This is a genomic window from Coleofasciculaceae cyanobacterium, from assembly GCA_036703275.1.
Lineage (GTDB): Bacteria > Cyanobacteriota > Cyanobacteriia > Cyanobacteriales > Xenococcaceae > Waterburya.
This window is the reverse complement of record DATNPK010000075.1, coordinates 1-21,640: the sequence shown is the minus strand read 5'-3', so window position 1 is coordinate 21,640 and position 21,640 is coordinate 1. Positions and strand designations below refer to the sequence as shown.

19 protein-coding genes are annotated in these 21,640 nt (G+C 39.6%); 10 read left to right on the top strand and 9 right to left on the bottom strand.

The window, feature by feature from the left end:
• The 3 genes from V6C71_13555 to V6C71_13545 all read right to left on the bottom strand — a co-directional run.
• On the bottom strand, positions 1–256 hold a 256-nt coding region (locus tag V6C71_13555), incomplete at its 3' end, for an NHLP leader peptide family RiPP precursor (protein HEY9769499.1).
• Between the two features lie 123 nt (positions 257–379).
• Positions 380–697 carry an NHLP leader peptide family RiPP precursor gene (locus V6C71_13550; protein HEY9769498.1) on the bottom strand — a complete coding sequence of 106 codons (318 nt, stop codon included), beginning with the start codon at positions 695–697 and terminating at the stop codon, positions 380–382.
• Positions 698–985: 288 nt separating this feature from the next.
• Positions 986–1,264: a Nif11-like leader peptide family RiPP precursor gene (locus tag V6C71_13545; protein ID HEY9769497.1), complete on the bottom strand. Its 279-nt coding sequence runs from the start codon at positions 1,262–1,264 to the stop codon at positions 986–988.
• 546 nt (positions 1,265–1,810) lie between these two features.
• On the opposite strand from V6C71_13545, the gene V6C71_13540 reads away from it, so the two are divergent.
• Positions 1,811–2,209 (top strand): Uma2 family endonuclease, encoded by a 399-nt coding sequence (locus tag V6C71_13540; GenBank protein HEY9769496.1) that lies wholly within the window; start codon positions 1,811–1,813, stop codon positions 2,207–2,209.
• Positions 2,210–2,369: 160 nt separating this feature from the next.
• Here V6C71_13540 and V6C71_13535 read toward each other — a convergent pair whose 3' ends face one another.
• Entirely contained in the window at positions 2,370–2,567 is a 198-nt protein-coding gene (locus tag V6C71_13535) for a hypothetical protein (GenBank protein HEY9769495.1), read from the bottom strand.
• A complete protein-coding gene (locus tag V6C71_13530; GenBank protein HEY9769494.1) occupies positions 2,564–2,908 on the bottom strand; it encodes a hypothetical protein in 345 nt (114 codons plus the stop codon). Before V6C71_13530 ends, V6C71_13535 begins: the two co-directional genes overlap by 4 nt.
• A gap of 483 nt (positions 2,909–3,391) precedes the next feature.
• Here V6C71_13530 and V6C71_13525 point away from each other — a divergent pair, with 483 nt between their 5' ends.
• Complete coding sequence (locus tag V6C71_13525; protein HEY9769493.1) at positions 3,392–3,583, top strand: hypothetical protein; 192 nt, start codon at positions 3,392–3,394, stop codon at positions 3,581–3,583.
• Positions 3,584–3,831: 248 nt separating this feature from the next.
• On the opposite strand, the gene V6C71_13520 is transcribed toward V6C71_13525, so the two are convergent.
• The 3 genes from V6C71_13520 to V6C71_13510 all read right to left on the bottom strand — a co-directional run bounded on the left by V6C71_13520 (position 3,832) and on the right by V6C71_13510 (position 6,424).
• Positions 3,832–4,611 carry a response regulator gene (locus V6C71_13520; GenBank protein HEY9769492.1) on the bottom strand — a complete coding sequence of 260 codons (780 nt, stop codon included), beginning with the start codon at positions 4,609–4,611 and terminating at the stop codon, positions 3,832–3,834.
• 44 nt (positions 4,612–4,655) lie between these two features.
• Positions 4,656–5,039 (bottom strand): response regulator, encoded by a 384-nt coding sequence (locus V6C71_13515; GenBank protein ID HEY9769491.1) that lies wholly within the window; start codon positions 5,037–5,039, stop codon positions 4,656–4,658.
• Positions 5,040–5,221: 182 nt separating this feature from the next.
• Positions 5,222–6,424, bottom strand: coding sequence for a HAMP domain-containing sensor histidine kinase (locus V6C71_13510; protein ID HEY9769490.1), 1,203 nt, complete (start codon positions 6,422–6,424; stop codon positions 5,222–5,224).
• 256 nt (positions 6,425–6,680) lie between these two features.
• On the opposite strand from V6C71_13510, the gene V6C71_13505 reads away from it, so the two are divergent.
• From V6C71_13505 to V6C71_13490, 4 genes are all read left to right on the top strand, one after another.
• Positions 6,681–8,321 (top strand): NB-ARC domain-containing protein, encoded by a 1,641-nt coding sequence (locus V6C71_13505; protein ID HEY9769489.1) that lies wholly within the window; start codon positions 6,681–6,683, stop codon positions 8,319–8,321.
• On the top strand, positions 8,318–10,474 hold the full coding sequence (locus V6C71_13500) for a CHASE2 domain-containing protein (GenBank protein ID HEY9769488.1): 2,157 nt from the start codon (positions 8,318–8,320) through the stop codon (positions 10,472–10,474). The genes V6C71_13505 and V6C71_13500 overlap by 4 nt, the downstream gene beginning before the upstream one ends.
• A gap of 138 nt (positions 10,475–10,612) precedes the next feature.
• Entirely contained in the window at positions 10,613–15,106 is a 4,494-nt protein-coding gene (locus V6C71_13495) for a ShlB/FhaC/HecB family hemolysin secretion/activation protein (GenBank protein ID HEY9769487.1), read from the top strand.
• 53 nt (positions 15,107–15,159) lie between these two features.
• Positions 15,160–17,649 carry a CHAT domain-containing protein gene (locus V6C71_13490; GenBank protein ID HEY9769486.1) on the top strand — a complete coding sequence of 830 codons (2,490 nt, stop codon included), beginning with the start codon at positions 15,160–15,162 and terminating at the stop codon, positions 17,647–17,649.
• Here the strand turns inward: V6C71_13490 and V6C71_13485 are convergent.
• Positions 17,624–18,532, bottom strand: coding sequence for a DUF928 domain-containing protein (locus V6C71_13485; protein HEY9769485.1), 909 nt, complete (start codon positions 18,530–18,532; stop codon positions 17,624–17,626). The genes V6C71_13490 and V6C71_13485 overlap by 26 nt on opposite strands.
• Before the next feature lie 448 nt (positions 18,533–18,980).
• Between V6C71_13485 and V6C71_13480 the strand changes: the two genes are divergently transcribed.
• From V6C71_13480 to V6C71_13465, 4 genes are all read left to right on the top strand, one after another.
• Positions 18,981–19,529: a recombinase family protein gene (locus V6C71_13480; protein ID HEY9769484.1), complete on the top strand. Its 549-nt coding sequence runs from the start codon at positions 18,981–18,983 to the stop codon at positions 19,527–19,529.
• Complete coding sequence (locus tag V6C71_13475; protein ID HEY9769483.1) at positions 19,522–21,012, top strand: Mu transposase C-terminal domain-containing protein; 1,491 nt, start codon at positions 19,522–19,524, stop codon at positions 21,010–21,012. Before V6C71_13480 ends, V6C71_13475 begins: the two co-directional genes overlap by 8 nt.
• Positions 21,005–21,169, top strand: a complete 165-nt coding sequence (locus V6C71_13470; GenBank protein HEY9769482.1) for a hypothetical protein — start codon at positions 21,005–21,007, stop codon at positions 21,167–21,169. The genes V6C71_13475 and V6C71_13470 overlap by 8 nt, the downstream gene beginning before the upstream one ends.
• Positions 21,170–21,235: 66 nt before the next feature.
• A complete protein-coding gene (locus V6C71_13465) occupies positions 21,236–21,526 on the top strand; it encodes a hypothetical protein (GenBank protein ID HEY9769481.1) in 291 nt (96 codons plus the stop codon).
• The last annotated feature ends 114 nt before the right edge of the window (positions 21,527–21,640 follow it).

The following is a 21,640-nucleotide window of genomic DNA, read 5'->3' as shown; positions in this document are numbered from 1 at the left end:
ATGCTTCCTCTGATAAATCTTCTGTAACTTCTGCGTTTAATGGATTGCGCGGAATAACGAGGTAAAGAGTATTAGAAGTTTCCTCTAATATCTTAATTTCTAAACCATCTGGCAATTCTTGTTGTAACTCTCTACTATAGATTGCTTTAGGATTACTTAGTAGCTCCTGTTTAAAAGCATCGTCTTTCCAAGTTTTTGCAATGATTTCTGTTTCAAATTCATGTCGACTAAGACGCTTAGGCTGTTGTTCGGACATATCTAATTTTCCAAATTGATTAAGTTTGTAATAATAAATTTATCGCAAAAGAAAGGAGTAAACAATTGCTAATTTTTTGACAGAAATGCATTTTTTTACTGTTACCAAAAAGTGCTTTTTAGCTTAAATTACTTCAAGTCTTATAAGTACACCTCCGATCACACCACCTCCAGCAACAGATTCTAATGCCTCTTCAGATAATTCTTCACTGACTTTAATCTCAGCAGGATTTTGAGGTAGCACTAAGTAAAGACTATTAGCTGTTTCTTCGATAGTTTTGATTTCTATATTTTGGGGAAGCTTTTGTTGCAACTCTTCCGCATAGATAGCTTTAGGATTATCTATCAATTTTTGCTTGAATTCTTCATTTTGCCACGCTCTAGTAATTAACTCAGTTTCAAATTCATAACGGTTTATGTTTCTAGCATGATTTTCAGACATTGCAAAATTCCTTTTATGCTAATATTTTGTATGATTTTAATATGAGCTAAATCAATAAACCATAATCATTTTTTAGATTAATCTAACTTTATTGTTTTCAAACAAATATCAAAAAGAATAGGTTTTAACGTTGAGCTTTGCCATTTAAGCCTTCAAACTGACAAAAAACCACCAATTAAATGAGTTTGTTTCATGCAAAAATAGTGTAGTGTGATCTTTTATTTAAGGCGATCGCACCACACTTCTATGGTCTACAAATATCTAATAAAGGCTAAATTGTTAAAATTATTACCAAAGTGCATCCCAGACATCTTTAGCAGTATCTACAACTTCGCTTGCAACATCTTTTACAGTACCTCCAGCTACTGCTTCTAATTCTTGTTCATTTAATTCCTCCGATTCAGATTCTTGAGAGACTGCTTTAAGGTCATCAGCAGAAAAACTATAACCAGCTTCTTGAGCAATATTAAATAGTTCTTCCTTGCTAGGTGCTGCCTGTACTTTTTGCTTTAAAGTTGGATTTTGCTCTACATGAGTGAAGAATGCTAAGGCGTTTTGTTGTGTCATTGTTGAATCTCCTAATAATTTAGTAACATCGAACTTTATTTAGCTCTAGTCACAACTTTAAATAATAGCTACGTTAATTCCAACGACTTATATTTAGATGATTTGTCACTTATTTTTCTTTTTGAAAAACTGCAAATATTAAATAAGGAAATTCGGAGATCGCATCTCTTTAAAATCAAGACAATACTCAGGCGATCGCCAAGAAATTACAGATATCAAATGCGATCGCGCCAGAAAGCAATAAACTATGCCATACATAAAAGACTGTTCTTAAATATCGGGAAAAGCTAAACTAAAATTAACTTCATCAAGACTTGTCAAGAAAACTCGTCATGACATTAACCACCAATCAACCCCAACAAAAGCTTACTTTTGCTCAATTTTTAGAACAACTCCCTGACGAATGACGTTATGAGTTAGTCGATGGCGAAATAATGAGAATATCACCCACCAGGATGCATGAAAATGTTGCAGAGTTTATTAGCGAATCATTAAAAGCAGAAGTCAGGCGATTAAACCTTAACTATAAGAGTCTCAGGTAGAATTATGGTAAGGACTCTAAATGCTGAGGAAAATGAACAAGGTTGTCATCCTGATGTTAGTGTAGTGGATAAGACTTTATGGGATTCAAATCTTTCTGCTTATTCTGCTCTACTCGAACCACTTCAATTAGCTGTGGAGGTAGTATCTACTAACTGGGAAGATGATTACATGGATAAACTGGATGAATATCAGCGTCTTGGTATTGCTGAATATTGGGTTGTTGATTATTTAGCGATCGCCAGTCGTAGTTATCTTGGTAATCCTAAACAGCCTACGGTGTTTGTTTATCTGCTTGATAATAATAAGGTTGATCAATCAAAGGCTTACCGAGGTACTGATAAAATTGTTTCTCGTACTTTTCCAGAATTAAATCTCACTGTCGAGCAAATTTGGACTGCGTAATAGAATAAATAAATTCAAACTTCTAAAGAACGAAAAAAAGCGTACTTTAGGCAAAAAATAGCTCAGTGCGATCGCATCTGCCAATAATTAAGACAATATTAAGGCGATCGCACTAAAATCATATATACCAAATGCGATCTCTTTTTAACAAGCACTTTCCTTATTCATTCGATGATGTTGTTATCTGTTGGGTTTCACCACCATTAAAAATTTTTCGGCGTTGTTCTCGTAAATTCTCTTCCAGACGAGCATTTAATTCATCCAAATCAATAATGTGTTTGTCCATGCGTCTGTTGAGTTCTCGCATTTTGGCAAGATGACGCACTCTGGTTTCTTCGTTCGGAATTTCCATGCTCATGACAAGTCAAAATCCCTCCTAATTTCTGTGATAGTAGCCTTTACGGCAGCCACAGTTACTTCTGCTTCTGCCATAAATTTAGCTAGTAACTCTAGGTTATCACGGGGTGCAATTGGTTGAGATGTATAAATTTGTCTTAACGCAGTATACAGTCTAGAATAATAGGCATCTACTCTTTCTCTTGCATTCTGAAGTTGCTCAAAATAGTCAATTGTTTCTTCTATCTCCCCATACAAATCAAAAAGGGCTAGTTCTGTTGCTGTTGATGAGTCTATGCATTCCAAAAGCTGCTGTTGCAAATTAAAAATATTTTCTAAAATTTCATTTGGTAATTTTGCCATCAGCTTAAAAAATAGCATTTTGAGGTCAATTTCAGCAGAATATCACAGAAATAAACCTTGTAGAATTACCAAAAACAATTCGACAAACAGGAGAAGTTTAGCAAATTTGGTTTGCGTGATTGGATAAATAAATTCAAACTTCTAAAGAACAAAAAAAAGCGTACTTTAGGGAAAAAATAACTTATTGCGATCGCATCTCCTAAAAATCAAGACAATACTCAGGCGATCGCCAAGAAATCACAGATATCAAATGCGATCGCCTTTTTTATAATAGGTAGTGCGATCGCTTTCTGTTTCTGAACCCTTGATATTAATTGCTATGGTTGCATTGCAAAATTATTTTTCTAGCAAATAAATGTTGCCCATTTACCCACTACTATATAAATAGTTCAAAAACTGTTTTTTGGTATTAATTAAATATATATGCAGGAACAAGACTTTTGAGTAGTAAAAGAAGTTATTCAATCGGATAGTAGAGGACGCTTGACTTTAGGTCGAGTAGTCAAAGGTAAAAGCTATCGTGTCATGATAAATGACGAGGGACAAATTTTGCTAAATCCTGTAGTGAGCATACCCGAAAGGGAGCTATGGTTATGGCAAAATCCTGATGCTTTAGCTTCAGTCAAACGCGGAATTAAACAAGCCTCCACCGAACAAGGTCGCGATATTAACTAATCTACAGCAGACTAATCCTAAAAAATATAAAAAAGTTTTGAAAACATTGGGTTTGATGCAAACAAACATCCGTCATCCTAGTCTTAAAACTCACAAATACTAGTCTTTGAGTAGATTGAATGGCGAAGAAGTATTTGAAGCATACGTTGAAAACAAAACGCCCGCAGCTTTTAGGTCTTTTGGCATTATGGTCGTGGAAAAGGAATTATCATTATTCTTGCCATAACTCTTCATCCTTAAAGTAGCTTTCAATAACCCCGATGAGCTTTACGCCAAACTTTTGGTGTAGTTCCGACATATTTACGAAACTGGCGGAAAAAGTGACCAGGATTGAGATAGCCTATTTCTTCGGCAATTTGTTCGATTGAGTAATTGGTTTCTTGAAGTAAAGCTTCGGCAGCAGCGAGACGACGCTTGATGATCCAGCGGTTGATGGATGTTCCTGTCTGGCGTTTAACTAAATCGGTTAAATAGGCTGAAGAGTAACCCACCGCTGTCGCTACATCAATCAAGCTAATAGATTCATGATAATGAACTTCGATATAATCAAAAATTTCTTGCAGTTGTGGATTAGGTGTGGATGGCAGAATTGAGTTAAAGTCAGCTTCAACTTCGGAGGTTAACTGTTGAAATTGGGCAGCGTATAATTGTTTAAGTGCTTCGCGCTTGGCTAACTGGGTGGCGATCGCGTCTAAAAATTCTTCGGCGGTAGAGGGTTTAGTTAGATAGTCGTCTGCACCCATTTGCATCCCCTGTCGTAGTTCGGCTTTGCCAGCTTTGCCTGTAAAAAAAATAAAGGGAATAGTTGCAGTTATGGGATTTTGACGTAAGGTTTTAAGCACCTCATAACCGTTTAGTTCGGGTAGAAGAATATCGCAAACTACCAAATCAGGTGATTGTTCTCGTGCTTTTTCCACTCCAATGCGACCATTTTTTGCTTCAATCCCTTCAAAACCTTCTGCTTCTAAACAATCTAAGAAAATTTCTCTGGTTTGGGCTTCATCTTCGATTACTAAAACCTTACTCATTATTCTTGCTCCAATGTTTAAATATTTATTTGGTTAGGGAATACTTAGATTTGTTGTCTGTCAATGGAATTAGAAAAATTGGCGATTGCCTGTAGTAATTTCTCTACCGTACAGGGTTTGGTTAAATAGTCATTTGCTCCCAGTCGCATTGCTTCATGGCGTTCTGCTTCGTCAGATAAAGCGGACATGAAAATGAAAGGAATCGCTGCCGTGCGAGGATCTTGACGTAAGATTTTAAGAACTCCATAACCGTTCAGTTCAGGCATAGTCACATCACAAATAATTAAATCTGGAAAATATTTTTGTGTCTTTTGAATTCCCACTCGACCATTTTTCGCGCTAATCGCTTCAAACCCTTCTTCTGTCAGTGCTTCTATGAATATATCTCTAGTTTCTCGCTCATCTTCGATTATTAAAATTTTGTTCATTAGTCTTCTCGACAGCTCGTTATCAGTTTGAAGTGTGTTTGGCACAAACAATGGTAATTCAACTTTTACCTTAATTGATGCCTAATAAGATTACAGTACATAATCTTTAGCGAAGACTACCGTTTATTTAGATTTTCGGCTGATAAATCGAGTAAAATGACTATTTTCGCTGATTTGTGTTTTTATTCTCGACTTACTAATATTTGTGGTGATTTTAAAGGTATTTTGACTACAAACGTACTGCCCAGATCCACTTGGCTTTCTAAAGAAATTTGCCCGCCTTGTAATTCGACAAGTTTCTTGGCGATCGCCAGACCTAAACCATGACCAGGTAAATCACCAACATTGTTACTGCGATGAAAAGGCTCAAAAATTTTGGGCTGTTCGTCAGGAGAAATCCCAATGCCGCAATCTGCTATTTCAAAAACTATCTGTTTCTTTTCCCACCAGACGCTAAACTTAATCGTGCTATCAGCAGGGGAATATTTGATTGCGTTACCCAGCAAATTTACTAAAACTAGCTTGAGTAAATTCTTATCTGCCAAAATTGATTCACGATTGGCAAGGTTAACAAAGTTAACTTTTTGGTGATTGGGCTGGCTTAAATTTATTTCCGCCAATAAATTGTGACAGAATGAATTCAAATTTAATAGTTGAGGGTTAAACTTTAATTTTCCCGCTTCTGCTCTACCAATTATCAAGACTTCATCCATTAAATGGCTCAAATGTTCTACAGCGGTTTGTAGGCGATTGAGATATTTAAGCTGCTTGGCTTCATTCCACTGGTTAAGATGACGTTTTAAGAGGCTGGTAGAAAAAGAAATAATATTCAGTGGGGTACGGAATTCATGAGAAACCATGGAAACAAATCTTGCCTTATTTTGACAGCGTTCTTTCTCTATTGTTAAAGCTTGTTGAGTCTTAGCTTCTTTCTGTTTGTACTTAGTAACGTCAAATGCCGTAATCATGATGGCTGGCTGATATTCCCATTCTATTGTCTCCCACCAGCACTTCAACCAGCATTCGCGATCGCCTTGAACCTTAATTTTTAGTTCTTTAGAATAGTTTTGCTCTAAGTTATCTGGCTTATAGCCCTTGGGGTTTAGCTGATGATAAAAATCCGAATTAATAAATAGTTGCGATCGCGAGTAACCCATAGTTAACTCTGCAATAGGATTAGCGTAGCAAATTTTCTCTTCTTGAATAACCAAGATCGCAACTGAAGTTTTTTCAATTAAAGTTTGAAATTGATTTTCTGGTTTTCGGGGGATTTTGGTCGTAACTTGCCTCTGAGAAACCGAATCAAAGCCGAACTTTGGCAGATTTTGCTGTTGCTGTTGCAGTTTAAAGTTATATTGCTCTGGTGTATTTTTATCAAAAGCCATTATTATTAGACTGTATCTTTGCATACAAACAAACAGTTGCAATACCCAATTCGGTCACTTTGATTAACTTAGTTAATCTTTTGAGAACCGTATTTAAGTAGTATACTCTATATAATTAGTAATTTTACTTAACTTTGTTAACTTAAAAATAGCTTTTATTTACCATTTTTTGAATACACTTCAGCTAATTTTAATAATTGACCATAAAATGTTAACTTTTAAAAAAATATTTGTATTCGTATACCTATAGCGATTAATGAACTGGGATGAAATTGTCAAAGTTATAGACACAGAAGTTTTTAACAAAACGGAAAAACATCTAAAAGAGGTGGAACGTATTGTGCTACATGGATCTTGGCAAGGCAAGACTTACGAGCAAATGGAAGAAACTTGCCAATACAGTCTTAGCTATCTAAAACAAGCAGCAGGGCCTAGACTATGGAAGCTACTATCAGAAGTGTTGGGAGAAGAAATTGGTAAAACCAATTTTCGGGTAGTCTTAGAGCGATGGACTAAGCAACAGCCAGCTAGTTCTAAAATTCAGGTCGAACTATTAGCCAAAAATAAAGCCACCCAAAAGCAAGATTGGGGAGAAGCACCCGTAATTCCTGCACTTTATGGGCGCGATCGCGACTTGAAATTACTCAACCAGTGGATCGTTAAAGATCGCTGCCGTTTGGTAACTATTTTTGGGATGGGAGGGATTGGTAAAACTGCTCTCTCCATTCGTTTTGCCCAGCAAATACAGGCTCAATTCGATTGTGTAATTTGGCGCAGTCTTCATTATGTCCCAGGAGCAGCAAAACTAGTTGACGACTTACTAAAATCCTTTAATTCTCAGCCAGAGCGAATAATAGAAGAAAATCTGGATAGTAAAATTTCGTCTTTAATCGAACATCTACGCCGATATAAATGCTTAATTGTTTTAGATACGGCAGCAGAAATTTGGCAAAGTGGCGACTTGGCAGGGCATTATCGCCAACAGTATAAGGGTTATAGCGAACTGCTAAGACGACTGGGTGCAGAATCTCATCAAAGCTGTTTGTTATTGTGTACCCGCGAAAAACCTAGGGAAATTGCTCTATTGGAAGGTAAAAAAGTTCCCGTTTATTCTTTGCATCTCAATGGTTTGGCGACCCAGGCTCAGTATATCTTTCGAGAAAAAGGATTATCGGACACACACAGGTGGGACGAATTAATTCAGCTATATCGTGGCAATCCTTTGGCTCTGAAGATAGTCGCCACTACAATTCAAGAGCTATTTAGCGGTAGTGTATCTGCTTTCTTGCAACAGGACACCATTGTTTATGGAGATATTTACGATCTTTTAGACGAGCAGTTTGAGCGTCTATCTAATTCAGAACAAGAAATTCTTAACTGGTTGGCGATCGCTTATCAGCCTTTATCTTTAATTCACTTACAGTCAAATATTCTCTTGCCTTTCAGTACAGCGGAATTAATTGAGGCTTTGGAATCTTTGGTTCGGCGATCTCTTATTGTTAGAACTATTGTCAATGGGTCAACATGGTTTTCTTTGCATCAACCTGTAGTAGCTCAGTATGTAATTAGTCGTTCTATAGATTGGGTTTGCGAAGAGATAACTGAAGTAAACAATAGCCAAGATTTCGGTGACCTTAAATTTTTGAGGAATTATGCCTTGACAAGCGATGATGCAGAGATTCACCAACGGCAAATAAATCAGATTGTAACTCCCATTAAAAACAAACTGTACAGAATTTTTCAAGATGAAAGCTTGCTTAAGACTTGTCTACAGGAAATTTTGCTGTCGCTGAGAGAAAAAACTCCTTTAGCAGTTGGTTATGTCAAACGAAATATTGAGACTTTGCTTGAGGAGTTGCATTCGGATTTGGACAATCAAGTATCTGTATCGCCATGAGTTACTGTATCAATCCCCAATGTAGCGATCGCTGTAACCCAGATAATTTACAATATTGTCAGGGCTGTGACTCTAATTTGATAATTCGCGATCGCTACCGCATTATCAAGCCATTACGAGAATTAGACGGACAACATCATACTGAAGTTTTTGAAATTGATGATGGCGGTACACTAAAAATTCTCAAGGTTTTAACTAGCAATCGTCGTCGCTTAGTAGAACTATTTGAGCAAGAGGGTAAAGTACTAGCACAGTTGTCATATTTGTCAATTTCTCGCCTAGATAGCCATTTTACTTTTGTACCTAAAAACAGCAAGCAGAAATTACGCTGTTTGGTGATGGAAAAGGTTGAAGGAGAAAACCTGAAACAGTGGCTCAAAATTAATGGTAAATTAACTGAAATTGAGGCGATTGACTGGCTGCAACAACTTTTGGCAATTTTGGCACAAGTTCACCAGCAGCAGATTTTGCATCGAGATCTCAAACCATCTAACATTATGATTCGTCCCGATGGCAAATTAATCCTTATTGATTTCGGGACGGCACGAAAGCTGACCAATACCTATGTTGAGAAACTAGAAGACTCTGACATTACCAGAGTATATTCTCCTGGCTATACTGCCCCAGAACAGCTTCAAGGTCAAGCAGTTTATCGGTCAGATTTTTTTGCTTTAGGGCGTACTTTTATTCATTTGACAACTGGTATTTATCCTGACGATCTGCCTAAGACTCAAACTAACCAGTTGATTTGGCAAGATCTAGCACTACAAATTTCTAGTCCCTTAAAAGATTTAATCGATCGCCTAATTACCTTATCTCTCTGTGACAGACCTCACGCATCAGCAATTTTAGAGCAACTCAACCAAATTAGCGACCACGCTACTACCAGAATATGGCACACTCGCCTCGTTAAAAGATGGCAACGTAGTGCTGTCATAATCTTAACGTCCAGTATGGCGATCGCTTGTTTAGTAATAGGAATACGACACTTAGGATGGCTGCAACCTTTGGAATTACAAGCATTCGATCGCCTAATGCAGCTTAGACCAATAGAAAGTCCAGATTCCCGTTTGCTTTTGATCACCGTAGATGAAGCCGATATTCAATATCAAAATCAGCAGAATATGTCCCTGCGTTGGTCGCTTTCCGATGAGGCTTTGACTCAATTATTGGCAAAAATAAGACCCTATCAGCCCCGTACTATTGGTATCGACATCTATCGCGATTTTGCTGTAGATTCCGACTATCCTAATTTAGCTCGTGAACTAAAAACAAGCGATCGCCTTTACGCTGTATGTAAAGTTCCTTCTCCGCAAGATGGCACACCCGAAGGTACGCCTCCTCCTCCTGAAGTTCCAGCTTCTCGCTTGGGTTTTAGTGATTTCGTAGCCGATAGTGGGGATATTATTCGTCGCCAGCTTCTACATTTAACTCCCCCCACTGCTGCTTCGTGTACGGCAGAATATGCTTTTAGCCTCCAATTAGCACTCGATTATCTAAGTAAACAAGGAATAGAATCAGATGTTACTCCCAAAGGATATTTGCAAATTGGGACAACTACCTTCACACCGATCGGCAACCATTCAGGCGGATATCAAAACGTAGATGCAGCAGGATACCAAATCTTGCTTAATTATCGCTCTTTAAATTCTCCAACAAATATAGCCCAGCAAATCTCTCTACGGGATATCTTAAGCGATCGCATGGCTTCTCAATTAAAAGATTTAATCAAAGACCGTTTGATTATGATTGGCGTTACCGCCTCTAGCAGTACCGATGACTGGCAAACTTCCTATAGTCAACAAAGTTTACCTGCTCAAAAACAAATACCAGGAGTTTTCGTTCAAGCACAGATGACTAGTCAAATAATTAGTGCCGTTACCGATAACCGTCCTCTTATTTGGTGGTGGTCTAACTTTTGGTCAATCATTTGGATCGCAGTCTGGTCTTTACTAGGAGGAATGCTGGGATGGTATCTGCGTCGTCCGCTATGGTTGGCAAGTGTAGTTGCTTTTTCTTTACTAATCCTGTTTACAAGCTGCTGGGCGGTCTTTTTGCAAGCAGGTTGGATTCCTTTATTACCACCTGCGATCGCTCTGATGCTAGCTTCAGCTACAACCGCTTTTCTTTACCAAAATTTACTAATTAAGTAGGTAGTTTTTTAATTATCTGATAATATTTCGCTCGATAAGATTAATAATTGTCAGCTGTGACAATCGTATTGTATTGTTTATCTGTAGAGATCAAGGTCATCCAATAGTTAACTCTATGATACTGAAGATTGTTAAGTAATGAAGTTAACTCACGCTTGGTCTAAAAAATGGAGACGAATTAGCAGTCTTGCTCTGTTTTCAGTTTCGATCACTTTTTCAAGAGAATCGGCGATCGCTCAAAGTAAAATTGTTCCCGATGCAAGTTTGGGAGATGAAAGTTCTCAAGTTAGAACTAATTTGGAGGTGCAAGGTAATCCTGCTGAAGTAATAGAAGGAGGAGTTCAACGAGGAATTAATTTATTCCACAGCTTTGAGGAATTTAATGTAGAAAATGGACGAGGAGCCTATTTTAGTAATCCTACAGGGATCGAGAATATATTTAATCGGGTGACGGGGGTTAACCCTTCGGAGATTCTGGGAACGCTGGGAGTTTCGGGCAATGCCAATTTGTTTTTGATTAATCCCAATGGAATTATTTTTGGTGAGAATGCCCGTCTGGATGTAGGGGGTTCGTTTGTAGGGACGACAGCAGATGAAGTGCGCTTTGGTGAGACTGGAATGTTTAGTGCTACCGAACCTGAGACGAGCAATTTATTGACAATAAACCCATCGGCTTTATTTTTCAATGCGATGGGAGCTGGAGAAATAATTAACCGCTCTCAAGCTTTGGGCGTGGGAGGAGAAACTAATTCCGTTGGCTTTCCTGTAGGATTACAGGTGCCTTCAGGTCAAACTCTGGCACTGGTAGGAGGAGATGTATTTTTAGAGGCAGGAAACCTAACTGCGGCTGGAGGACGTGTCGAACTAGGGAGTGTAGCTGGAGTTGGGGAAGTTAGCTTGACTCAGAGTGATAATAATTGGGAATTTGAGTACGACAAAGCTAATGCTCTTGGAGATATTCGACTTCAGGAGGGAGCGATTGTTGACGCTAGCGGTGCTGGGGGTGGTGACACTCAGATTCAGAGTGCGCGATTTGAGATGTTAGGAGGCTCGTTTCTTTTGGCTTATACGCTTGGTTCAGGAGCGGGAGGAGATGTAAGGATTGAAACGGAGCAGTTAAACGTGCGAGATGGGGCAGGGATAAGTGCTAGCACTTATGGCACTGGAGATGCAGGGAACGTTACCATTGATACTGACGATACCGTAGATTTTACTAAGGGACTTATTTTTAGTACTGTCGAAGCAGGAGGTGTAGGAGATGCTGGTACAGTTACAATCAACTCTGGCTCTCTAAATCTAAATGATGGGGCAAGGGTGAATGCTTCTACTAGCGGACAAGGAAATGCAGGACAGATAACAATTAATACTGACGGTGCCGTTTCTCTTGATGGAGTGAATGGACTGCCCACAGCGTTATTAAGTAATGTAGAAGAAGGAGCTAGTGGCAATTCAGGTGGCGTTAATATCGTTGCCGATTCACTATCGTTAAGCAATGGGGCTCTTGTTGAATCAAGAACTCGTGGAAACGGGAATGCTGCCGATATAAATCTACAAGCCCGCAATAAAATTACTTTCACCGGAATGAAAGATGGATGGAATAGTGGAGTATATAGTACTGTCGAAGAAGGAGCAAAGGGACAGGGAGGAAATGTTCATATAAATACAGGAGTGCTGCTATTAAAATATGGAGGGTCTATAACTACATATACTAATGACATTGGAAATGGTGGTACAGTTACCATCAACTCTGGCTCTCTGTCTTTAGCAGATCGAGGTTCTATAACTACAAGTACTTATGGCACTGGAGATGCGGGGAACGTTACCATTAATGCTGACGATACCGTAGATCTTACTGAGGGATTTATCTTTAGTACTGTTGAAGCAGGAGGTGTAGGAGATGGAGGTACAGTTACCATCAACTCTGGCTCTCTGTCTTTAGCAGATGGTGGACAAATACAAACTTTAGTTAGGGGAATAGATGGAGCTGAAGCTGGAGGTAATGGTAACGCAGGAAATGTAATTATTAATGCAGATGAAGCTGTTACCATTTCTGGAAATTCCAGTGCTATTTTTAGTGAACTCGGAGCAAGAACAGAAGGGAACGCGGGCAATATTGAGATTCAAGTGACAGAAGGTTCTCTAAATCTAAATGATGGGGCAAGGGTGAATGCTTCTACTAGCGGACAAGGAAATGCAGGAAACTTAACTGTCACCTCAGATCGACTAACACTCCAAAACCAAGGACAATTAACAGTCAGTGGACAAGGAAATTCTAACCCAGGCAATTTAACTATTACTGCCGACAATATCACCCTTGACAATCAAAGCATTATTGAAGCTAACACGGAATCTGGTACTCAAGGGAACATTACCCTTAATACTAAAAACTTACTCACCCTGCGCCGTGGAAGTGAAATTAGCACCGATGCTACTGGCACTGCTACTGGAGGCAATATTACGATTAATGCGGATGATGGTTTTATTATTGCAGTTCCCGAAGAAAATAGCGACATTACGGCTAATGCTACACAAGCGGAAGGAGGTCAAGTTTTCGTTAATGCAACTAATCTCTATGGTATTAAACCTCGCGAACAACCAACTCCAAAAAGCGATATTACCGCCAGTTCCTCGCTCGGCTCTGAATTTAGCGGTATAGTTGAAATCAATACTCCCGATGTCGATCGCAATGGAGATTTAGTTCAACTACCAGATCGACCTACTGAAACAGAAATAGTCCAAGCTTGCTCCCGTGGCGATACGAAGAAACAAAGCGAATTTGTGGTTAAAGGTAGTGGTGGTTTACCTCCCAGTCCCGAAGATGCTCTAGATAGCGATGCCGTAAAAGTAGATTGGGTCACTCGCCCACCTCAAAATAAAAATTCCCCAAAAATTACTAATCCAATTTCTGACAAATCCGCACCAATCGTCGAAGCGCAAGGATGGATGGTTAACGATAATAACGAAATAGTTTTAGTTGCCGATAACTCCAATAATACCTGGCAAAACTCACCGCAGTGTCAAAAGAAGGCAGCCCTAACCCAAACCCTAAATGATGCCACTCCGCAATTAGGATATAATTCTAACCAAAATATCCTAATTGCTTCTACAAAAACAACATCATCACTTGCCAAAGTTCCAGAACGCATCAACGTAAATCGCTTTGAAGTTATTGGCAATAAAGTTTTTGAATCTCAAGAATTAACTGAAGTACTTGCTCCTTTTACCGACAAACCCCTCTCTTTTTCAGAATTACTTCAGGCTCGTAGTGCCATAACCAAATATTACACTAAACGAGGTTATATCACCTCTGGAGCATATATTCCCCGACAAAGACTTCAAGATAAAGTAGTCAAGATTCAAATAGTTGAAGGCTATCTTGAAGGTATTGAGATAACGGGTAATAAACGGCTTAACTCAAACTACTTCAGTCGTCGCATTGAGACAGCTTCTGATTCTGTCCAACAAGAAAAGTTATTAGCAGCTTTGCAATTGCTCCAGCAAGACCCTTTAATAACTAGTATCTCGGCAGAACTAGAAGCAGGAACGCATCCTGGTGCAAGCGTTTTAGCCGTAGAAGTAAAAGAAGCCGACTCTTTTAAAACGCCAATTTCGTTTGACAATCGCCGAACTCCCAGCGTGGGTAGTTTACGCCGTCAATTGGCAATTAATGAAGGGAATTTATTAGGATTCGGCGACAACCTGTTTTTGGCATACAGCAACACCGAAGGCAGCGATGCTTTTGATGGTAGTTACGCTGTTCCTTTCAATGCCCATAATGGTACTCTAACGGTTAGTGGTGGGCTTTCATCGAGCAAAGTAGTCGAAGAACCCTTTAACCAGCTTAATATCTTAGGAGACTCCCACTACTACGAACTGTCTCTGCGACAGCCTTTGATTCAAACCCCGACTCAGGAGTTTGCTTTGGGAATAACTGCTTCACGTCGAGACAGCAATATTTCTTCTTTGCTAGAAGAATTCGACGTTCCTCCATCCGAATTGTCTCCAGGAGCAGACGAATCGGGACAGACACGAGTATCTGCTCTGCGTTTCTTTCAGGAATGGACTAGTCATAATAGCCGAGAAGTTATTGCTGCTCGATCGCAATTTAATTTAGGGCTAAATGCTTTTGATGCCACGGTCAATGAAGATGCCCCCGATAGTCGCTTCCTGGCTTGGCAGGGACAGGCACAGTGGCTGCGACAGCTAGCTCCCAATACCTCATTCTTGCTACGGGGGGGAATTCAGCTAGCAACTACTTCTCTCTTGTCTAGCGAACAGTTTGGCTTGGGAGGATTAGAAACTTTACGAGGTTACAGACAAGATCTTTTATTGACCGACAATGCAGCTTTTGCTTCGGCAGAAATTCGACTGCCTATTTTCCGTATCGACCAAATTGATAGCGTGTTTCAACTCGCGCCTTTTTTTGATGTGGGTACGGCTTGGAACAATGGGGAACAGAGAGATGGCGCAGAAACAAACACCTTAGCCTCAATCGGCTTGGGCTTGCGTTTGCTCTTCAATGGCTTTACGGCTCGGTTGGATTGGGGCATTCCTTTAATATCCGTCAATTCAGAGAAAAAAACATGGCAAGAAAACGGTCTTTATTTTTCCCTCGAATACAGTCCCTTTTAAAACTTTGGCTTTTGTCTCTTTTGAGTTTAGCGAGCGCCCTGGCAATAGTTTTTATGCCAGTAAAGACTACTTCAGTATTTTCAGCCGTTCCACCTACTGCGGTGGAAGATTTGCTTCAGCAGGGCAAGAAATTTTACAATCGCACTCAGTATCGAGATGCAGTTGAGGTTTTGCAGCAAGCGGTTTCTACCTTGGAAATCCAAGGAGATAAAGTGGGAATGGCGATCGCCCTTAGCAATTTATCCTTGGCTTATCAGCAGCTAGGACAATGGCAAAAAGCCGAACAAGCGATCGCAGCTAGTCTGAATTTACTACCGACTGCATCCCCCGATCTAGATTCAGAATCAGCACAGATTCTCGCACAAATCTTAGACGTTCGCGGTCGTCTGCAACTCAAACAGGGACAGACTCAGGCTGCCCTCAATACTTGGCAACAAACCACAGATCTTTATCGCCAACTTGAAGACGAAGCGGGAATAATCCGCAGTCAGATAAACCAAGCTCAAGGGATGAATGGTTTGGGAATGTATTTTCAGGCAGAAAAAATCTTAACTGAAACTGTCCGACTGCTAGAAAACCAGCCTAATTCTACTTTAAAAGCCACTGCACTGCGCTATTTAGGCAGTGTTTATCGAAGGATTGGAGATTTAGACCGTTCTCGGCAAGTTTTAAAGCAAAGTTTGGCATTAGCAAAAGCTGACTCTACCCCTACAGGCGATATTCTTCTTAGTCTGGGTAATACCGCCCTCGTTCGATCCCAACCGAAAGCTGCTTCAAACTTTTATCGAGAAGCCCTTGTTCATGCTGCTTCTCCCTCTACCCGCATTCAAGCGCAGCTAAATCAATTAAGTCTGTTAGGTCAAGAAAATCCTCAAGCTGTTTTACACTTAGCAAGACAGATAGAATCTCAGTTAAAAAGTTTACCTTCCAGTCATACGGCAATTTACGCCCAAATTAGCTTAGTTGAGAACTTGCAACGATTAAGACGGGACAATATAGATGTCTTTTCTGAGTCTAAACTCCTTCAAATCTTGACAGAAGCCAGACAACAGGCTCAAGAACTTGGTGACGCACCAGCAATCTCCTATGCTCTTGGCAATCTAGCCCACGTATACGCACAAAACGGACAGTCACAACGAGCGATTGACTTGACTCAACAGGCTCTATATCAGGGACAGGCAGTTAACGATCTTAATCTTACCTATCGTTGGCAATGGCAATTAGGGAGACTACAAAAAGAAGCAAGGAAAACCACAGAGGCGATCGCTGCTTACACCGAAGCGGTAAATAATTTACAAGAACTACGTAACAACATAGTTGCTTTAGACCCCAAAGTACAGTTTTATTTCCGCGAACGGGTTGAACCTGTATATCGAGAATTAGTCGATTTGCTGCTGCAACCCCAATCTACTCAAGCTGATTTAGTTTTAGCCCGTCAAACCATCGAATCTCTTCAGCTAGTAGAATTAGAAAACTACTTTCGTCAGGCTTGTTTAGAACCAAAAGTAGAAATTGACGACATAGTTAACCGCGATAATTCCACAGCAGTAATTTACCCGATTGTTTTAGCAGATAGACTAGAAATTATTGTTAAATTCCCCCAAAGCAAACTACTTCACTTTACAACTCCTATTAAACGCGATGAATTAGAAACGACTACTGCCACACTGCGAAAAGACTTATTAGATGTTACCAAAACGGCTGCGGTCAAACAGCGATCGCAACAGCTATATAGTTGGTTAATTAAGCCATTAGAAACAGCATTAATTCAAAACCAGATTGACACCCTCGTTTTTGTTTTAGATGGTTCGTTACGCAATATTCCCGTGTCCGTTCTTTATGATCCAAAGCAACAGCAATACTTAATTGAAAAATATGCGATCGTCGTTGCGCCAGGATTGCAGTTAGTTAAATCACGATCGCTTTCACCGACTGAGCTAAATGTTTTGACTGCGGGTATTAGTCAAGAACGAATAGTTGCGGGTCGAGATTTTTCTTCGCTAGCAAATGTCAAGCAAGAGTTACAACAAATTCAATCTAAGGTAGCTAAAAGTAAACAACTAATTAACCGAGAATTTACTCAAGCCAATCTTCAAACTCAGTTAGACCTCACTAATTTCACCACAGTTCATTTAGCTACCCACGGCAAGTTCAGTTCTAATCCAGAACAAACCTTTATTCTCACCTGGGATCGATTACTCAAGACCCAAGACCTAGCTAGCTTGATGCGACAATATAATTTGAATGAAGACGATGCGATTGAATTACTAGTATTGAGTGCTTGTGAAACCGCTACAGGCGATCCACTAGCTGCATTGGGTTTGGCAGGAATAGCTGTAAGAGCAGGAGTAAGAAGCACCTTAGCAAGTTTATGGTTCGCAGACGATCGATACTCATCCGAAATTATGAGCAGTTTTTATCAAGAATTAAGCCAGGGAACAACCAAAGCTAAAGCCTTACAACGAGCGCAAATAGCTGTTTTAAAAAAGGAAAAGCGTCCTTACTTTTGGAGTTCATTTATTTTGCTTGGAAATTGGCTCTGATATTTAAAATGCGTCGATCTATCAGGTCTGATAAACCTAGATCGCTAAGTAACTGATTCCAACGATCTTTTTTCGTACTATTGTGCTGAACTTGCGCTAAATTATCGATCGCATCGTACCAAATATTATTATCGATCAATATCTGGTATCGATCGGCATTTTTAGTGCTTAATTGTTCTTCGAGTTCGGGGGTAATTACAACTCTTTCAATCCAGGCATCAACGAATGTATATCCCGATTCTTCTTTCTTATCGCCACAAAAAATTTTTACGTACCAATGGTATTTCTGACCGACCTTCAGAGAGTGAGACGGTTGTGGTGGTAATTTAATATTTAGTATTCCCGATTTACTCGGTAAATTTAAAAAAGCTCGGTATATATCTATATCCTGTTCATCTTGTAAAATAAACTCTCCCTGAAGAGAAGACTCAGCCAGTTGGGGAACATATATCCAGAATGTGGGATATTCTTCAAGAGTTCGGGTCAAGAATGATTTTGAGTCGCTAAATTTAGTTTGAGGCGGAAATTTGGGCGAACTGCTGTAGGGTAAATTATCAACTTCTTTAGTATCTCTTCCAGGAACTATGGCAGTTAAAGATCTATCTAATACAGGACAATCACTACGACTCGTTCCACCTCTACGACGACCTGTAGGAATGCCGCGATCGGGGAATTTTGGCTTCTTAGCCTGTTGTCGATTTGCATCTTTGATGTTGCCAGTTGAGTTGGTTGATGCTATTTCATTGCTCTGTTCAGTAGCGATCGGCAAAGCCAGTGCGCGGAGCGCAATCGCTTTTTCCTGAGATTCGTAAAGTATAAAACTAAAAATTCCGTGAAATGAAATTAAACTACAACTGGCTCTTTCCAAAAATTTCTTCTTCATTGTTTGCTTTAAAGCTTAGACAACTTAAATAATACAGAAATAGCGTTATCGGGGTTTGAGTAGCAACTGATACCGCTGACGAACTTAACATTGAGATAAAAAGGCGATCGCCAACGAGAAAAATTAAACAATTTAAAATGACTCAGAATGACTTAAATTGAGCTTATAAGTAGCTGTAACTTTCAGACATTAGTGGCGTAAATTCTTTAGAGATATTTGGCGCAATACAAATTAACTGTTATTGGTTGTTTTTGATTTGAGTGTGGCACTAAAGCATATGCGAAGCGGTATCCTTTAGGGCTAGCTGCGCGTCGCAAAAGTTTCAACTTTTGCGACGCAATTCGCGATCGCGGTTTTGTTGAATTTTAGCTGTTGCAAATGTTAGTAGCAAAAGTATATGATTTATGCACTATGTTTTGCGACAAAATTTTGGACTGAGGGTTGAAAATTGAAAATCGGCTACGCTCGCGTTAGTACAAATGACCAAAATCTCTCAAATCAGATTTCTTTACTCAAAGAGAATGGCTGCGAAGATATTTTTGAAGAAAAAATTTCAGGAGCTAAAAAAACTTGTCCTGAATTAGAGAAGTTGCTGAGTCAGATTCGCGCATCTGACACTTTGGTAGTTTGTAAATTAGATCGCTTGGCTCGCTCAACTCACCATCTGCTAGAAATTGTTGAAACTCTACGAGAGAAAAAGGTAGCCTTCTATTCTTTGGGAGAACCTTGGGCAGATACCACTTCTCATGCAGGGAAAATGATTATGACCGTCTTTGCAGGTATAGCCGAGTTTGAACGAGATTTAATTCGAGAACGTACCAGTGTGGGGCGAAAAGCTGCAATGAAGAGAGGGGTCAGATTTGGTCGTCCGAAAAAACTGTCTCGCGAACAAAAAGAATTAATTCTCAAATTGAGAGAAGAAGGTAAGTCAGCTACCGAGTTAGCTAAAACCTTCAATGTAGACCGTTCCACCATTTATCGTTTATCAAATGTCTGATTCATTGAGTGATCTATTACCCAACCTTAACGAGTTACCAGAAAGCTCAAGGGCAATAGCCTGGGAACGTTATCAGATATTACGCCCTCATCTTGAAGATGCTATTCCTCTCAGTCGAACAATCTCCGATGCTGGTATTCCCTTGAGGACTGCCCAACGTTGGGTGGCAAATTATAAACAGTCAGGTTTAGCAGGATTATGCCGTAGTAAACGCAAAGATAACGGTACTCATAAAATTGTAAATGCTGAGGTTCAAAAAGTGATTGAAGGATTGGCTTTACAAAAACCAGCCATGAGCAAAGCTACTATTCATCGTCGAGTCAATGATTGGTGCATTCGTTCAGAAATTACCCCTCCTTCTTACGAGACAGTATATGGAATTATCCGCAATCTAGACCCAGCTTTAATGACACTAGCACACGAAGGAACAAAAGCCTACAAACAAGCCTTTGATTTACTTCATCGCCATAATGCAAAGGAATCCAATGCTATCTGGCAAGCAGATCATACTCTGCTAGATATCTGGATATTTGATGAAAAAGAACAGCCAGTAAGACCTTGGCTTACCATCATTATGGACGATTATAGTAGAGCGATCGCAGGATACTATATTTCCTTTGATGCTCCCTCTGCTTTACAAACAGCATTGGCTCTAAAACAGAGCATTTGGCGTAAAAACAATCCTGCTTGGCATATCTGTGGTATTCCCGAAATACTCTACACAGATCAGGGCAGTGATTTTACTTCTCACCATAGTTCGCAAGTCTGTTTAGATCTGAAAATCCAACTGATATTCTCTACTATTGGCGAACCCAGAGGTAGAGGTAAGATTGAACGTTTTTTCAGAACTGTCAATCAACTACTGTTAGCCAAATTGCCTGGGTATGCACCACCTGGACACAAATCGCCTAATCCAATTCTGAATTTTAATCAGCTTGATTCCGAATTTGAAAGATTTCTCATTGAGTATCATCAAGCAGAACATAGTCAGACAAAAGAAGCTCCAGGCAAACGTTGGAATAGCAAGGGGTTTCTACCCCAACTACCAGAATCATTAGAAAAATTAGATCTGCTGTTGTTGACTATTAAAGATACGAGACGCATTCAAAGAGATGGTATTAAATTTCAGGGCTTGAGATATACAGATCCTTTACTAGCAAACTATATCGGCGAAGATATCAGCATTCGTTATGACCCCAGAGATATGACAGAAATCAGAGTTTACTATCAAAATAAATTTCTCTGTCGCGCTATCTGTCCTGATTTGTCTACTCAAACCGTAACCCTCAAAGAAATTAAGGCTGCTCGCAATCAAAGACGCAAACAACTCAAACAGCAGATTAAAGACAGGGTATCTATTGTTGATGCCTTAATGGGAAATCCCAAGAAGTCTCCGATTACTAATTATCCTCTAGAAACATCACAAACAACCGAGAACAGTCAACCCCCCAAGCACAAGTTGAAACTATATTTTAATGAATAACTTTGATTCTATCGACGATACCAAAGCATTTTCCGAACAGAAATCGTTCATTGTTACTAAAGAATATAGGCGATTTGCTGAATTCTGTGATGCTTGTCTGCGAAAAGAATACATTGGCTTGTGTTATGGTTCTCCTGGTGTGGGAAAAACACTGTAAGCTCGCTATTATACCCAGTGGTTTTTTCTAGAACAACGGCTTCAACCTCACCTTCCCTATGCACCTTTGTTCCCAGAGATTAGAGATTGCAGCACTTTACTCTATACCGCTTCTGTTTCTAGCCCTCCCCGTTTAGTTCGTGAAAATATTAGAAGTATGCGGGTTGAATTAGGACGCTTAATTGAAGAATTTTCCGTTCCAGGTCAACTAGACACACCTACTTATGCAGTGAAAGATCGTTGTAAGCTTATTATCGTTGATGAAACAGAACGTCTCAGTCTCAATGCCATTGAACAGTTTCGAGAAATCTATGATCGTGGTGGTATCGGCTTGGTGCGAACCGTTCGCTTTAAATGAGTTTATGACTCAGAGAAAAGCGGTTAATTGTTAAGCAAAGTTACATAAAAAAATAACGAGAATTAACAATTAAACAACTTAAGGTTCGTGTTGGTGAGGAAAATATTCCAAGTC

Bases quoted from the DNA above. Each gene is read 5' to 3' on its own strand.
- V6C71_13490 (HEY9769486.1), top strand. From the start codon at position 15,160: ATGCCAGTAAAGACTACTTCAGTATTTTCAGCCGTTCCACCTACTGCG.
- V6C71_13510 (HEY9769490.1), bottom strand. From the start codon at position 6,424: ATGGCTTTTGATAAAAATACACCAGAGCAATATAACTTTAAACTGCAA.
- V6C71_13550 (HEY9769498.1), bottom strand. From the start codon at position 697: ATGTCTGAAAATCATGCTAGAAACATAAACCGTTATGAATTTGAAACT.
- V6C71_13475 (HEY9769483.1), top strand. From the start codon at position 19,522: ATGTCTGATTCATTGAGTGATCTATTACCCAACCTTAACGAGTTACCA.
- V6C71_13545 (HEY9769497.1), bottom strand. From the start codon at position 1,264: ATGACACAACAAAACGCCTTAGCATTCTTCACTCATGTAGAGCAAAAT.
- V6C71_13505 (HEY9769489.1), top strand. From the start codon at position 6,681: ATGAACTGGGATGAAATTGTCAAAGTTATAGACACAGAAGTTTTTAAC.
- V6C71_13535 (HEY9769495.1), bottom strand. From the start codon at position 2,567: ATGAGCATGGAAATTCCGAACGAAGAAACCAGAGTGCGTCATCTTGCC.
- V6C71_13500 (HEY9769488.1), top strand. From the start codon at position 8,318: ATGAGTTACTGTATCAATCCCCAATGTAGCGATCGCTGTAACCCAGAT.
- V6C71_13520 (HEY9769492.1), bottom strand. From the start codon at position 4,611: ATGAGTAAGGTTTTAGTAATCGAAGATGAAGCCCAAACCAGAGAAATT.
- V6C71_13495 (HEY9769487.1), top strand. From the start codon at position 10,613: ATGAAGTTAACTCACGCTTGGTCTAAAAAATGGAGACGAATTAGCAGT.
- V6C71_13515 (HEY9769491.1), bottom strand. From the start codon at position 5,039: ATGAACAAAATTTTAATAATCGAAGATGAGCGAGAAACTAGAGATATA.
- V6C71_13540 (HEY9769496.1), top strand. From the start codon at position 1,811: ATGGTAAGGACTCTAAATGCTGAGGAAAATGAACAAGGTTGTCATCCT.
- V6C71_13485 (HEY9769485.1), bottom strand. From the start codon at position 18,532: ATGAAGAAGAAATTTTTGGAAAGAGCCAGTTGTAGTTTAATTTCATTT.
- V6C71_13470 (HEY9769482.1), top strand. From the start codon at position 21,005: ATGAATAACTTTGATTCTATCGACGATACCAAAGCATTTTCCGAACAG.
- V6C71_13530 (HEY9769494.1), bottom strand. From the start codon at position 2,908: ATGGCAAAATTACCAAATGAAATTTTAGAAAATATTTTTAATTTGCAA.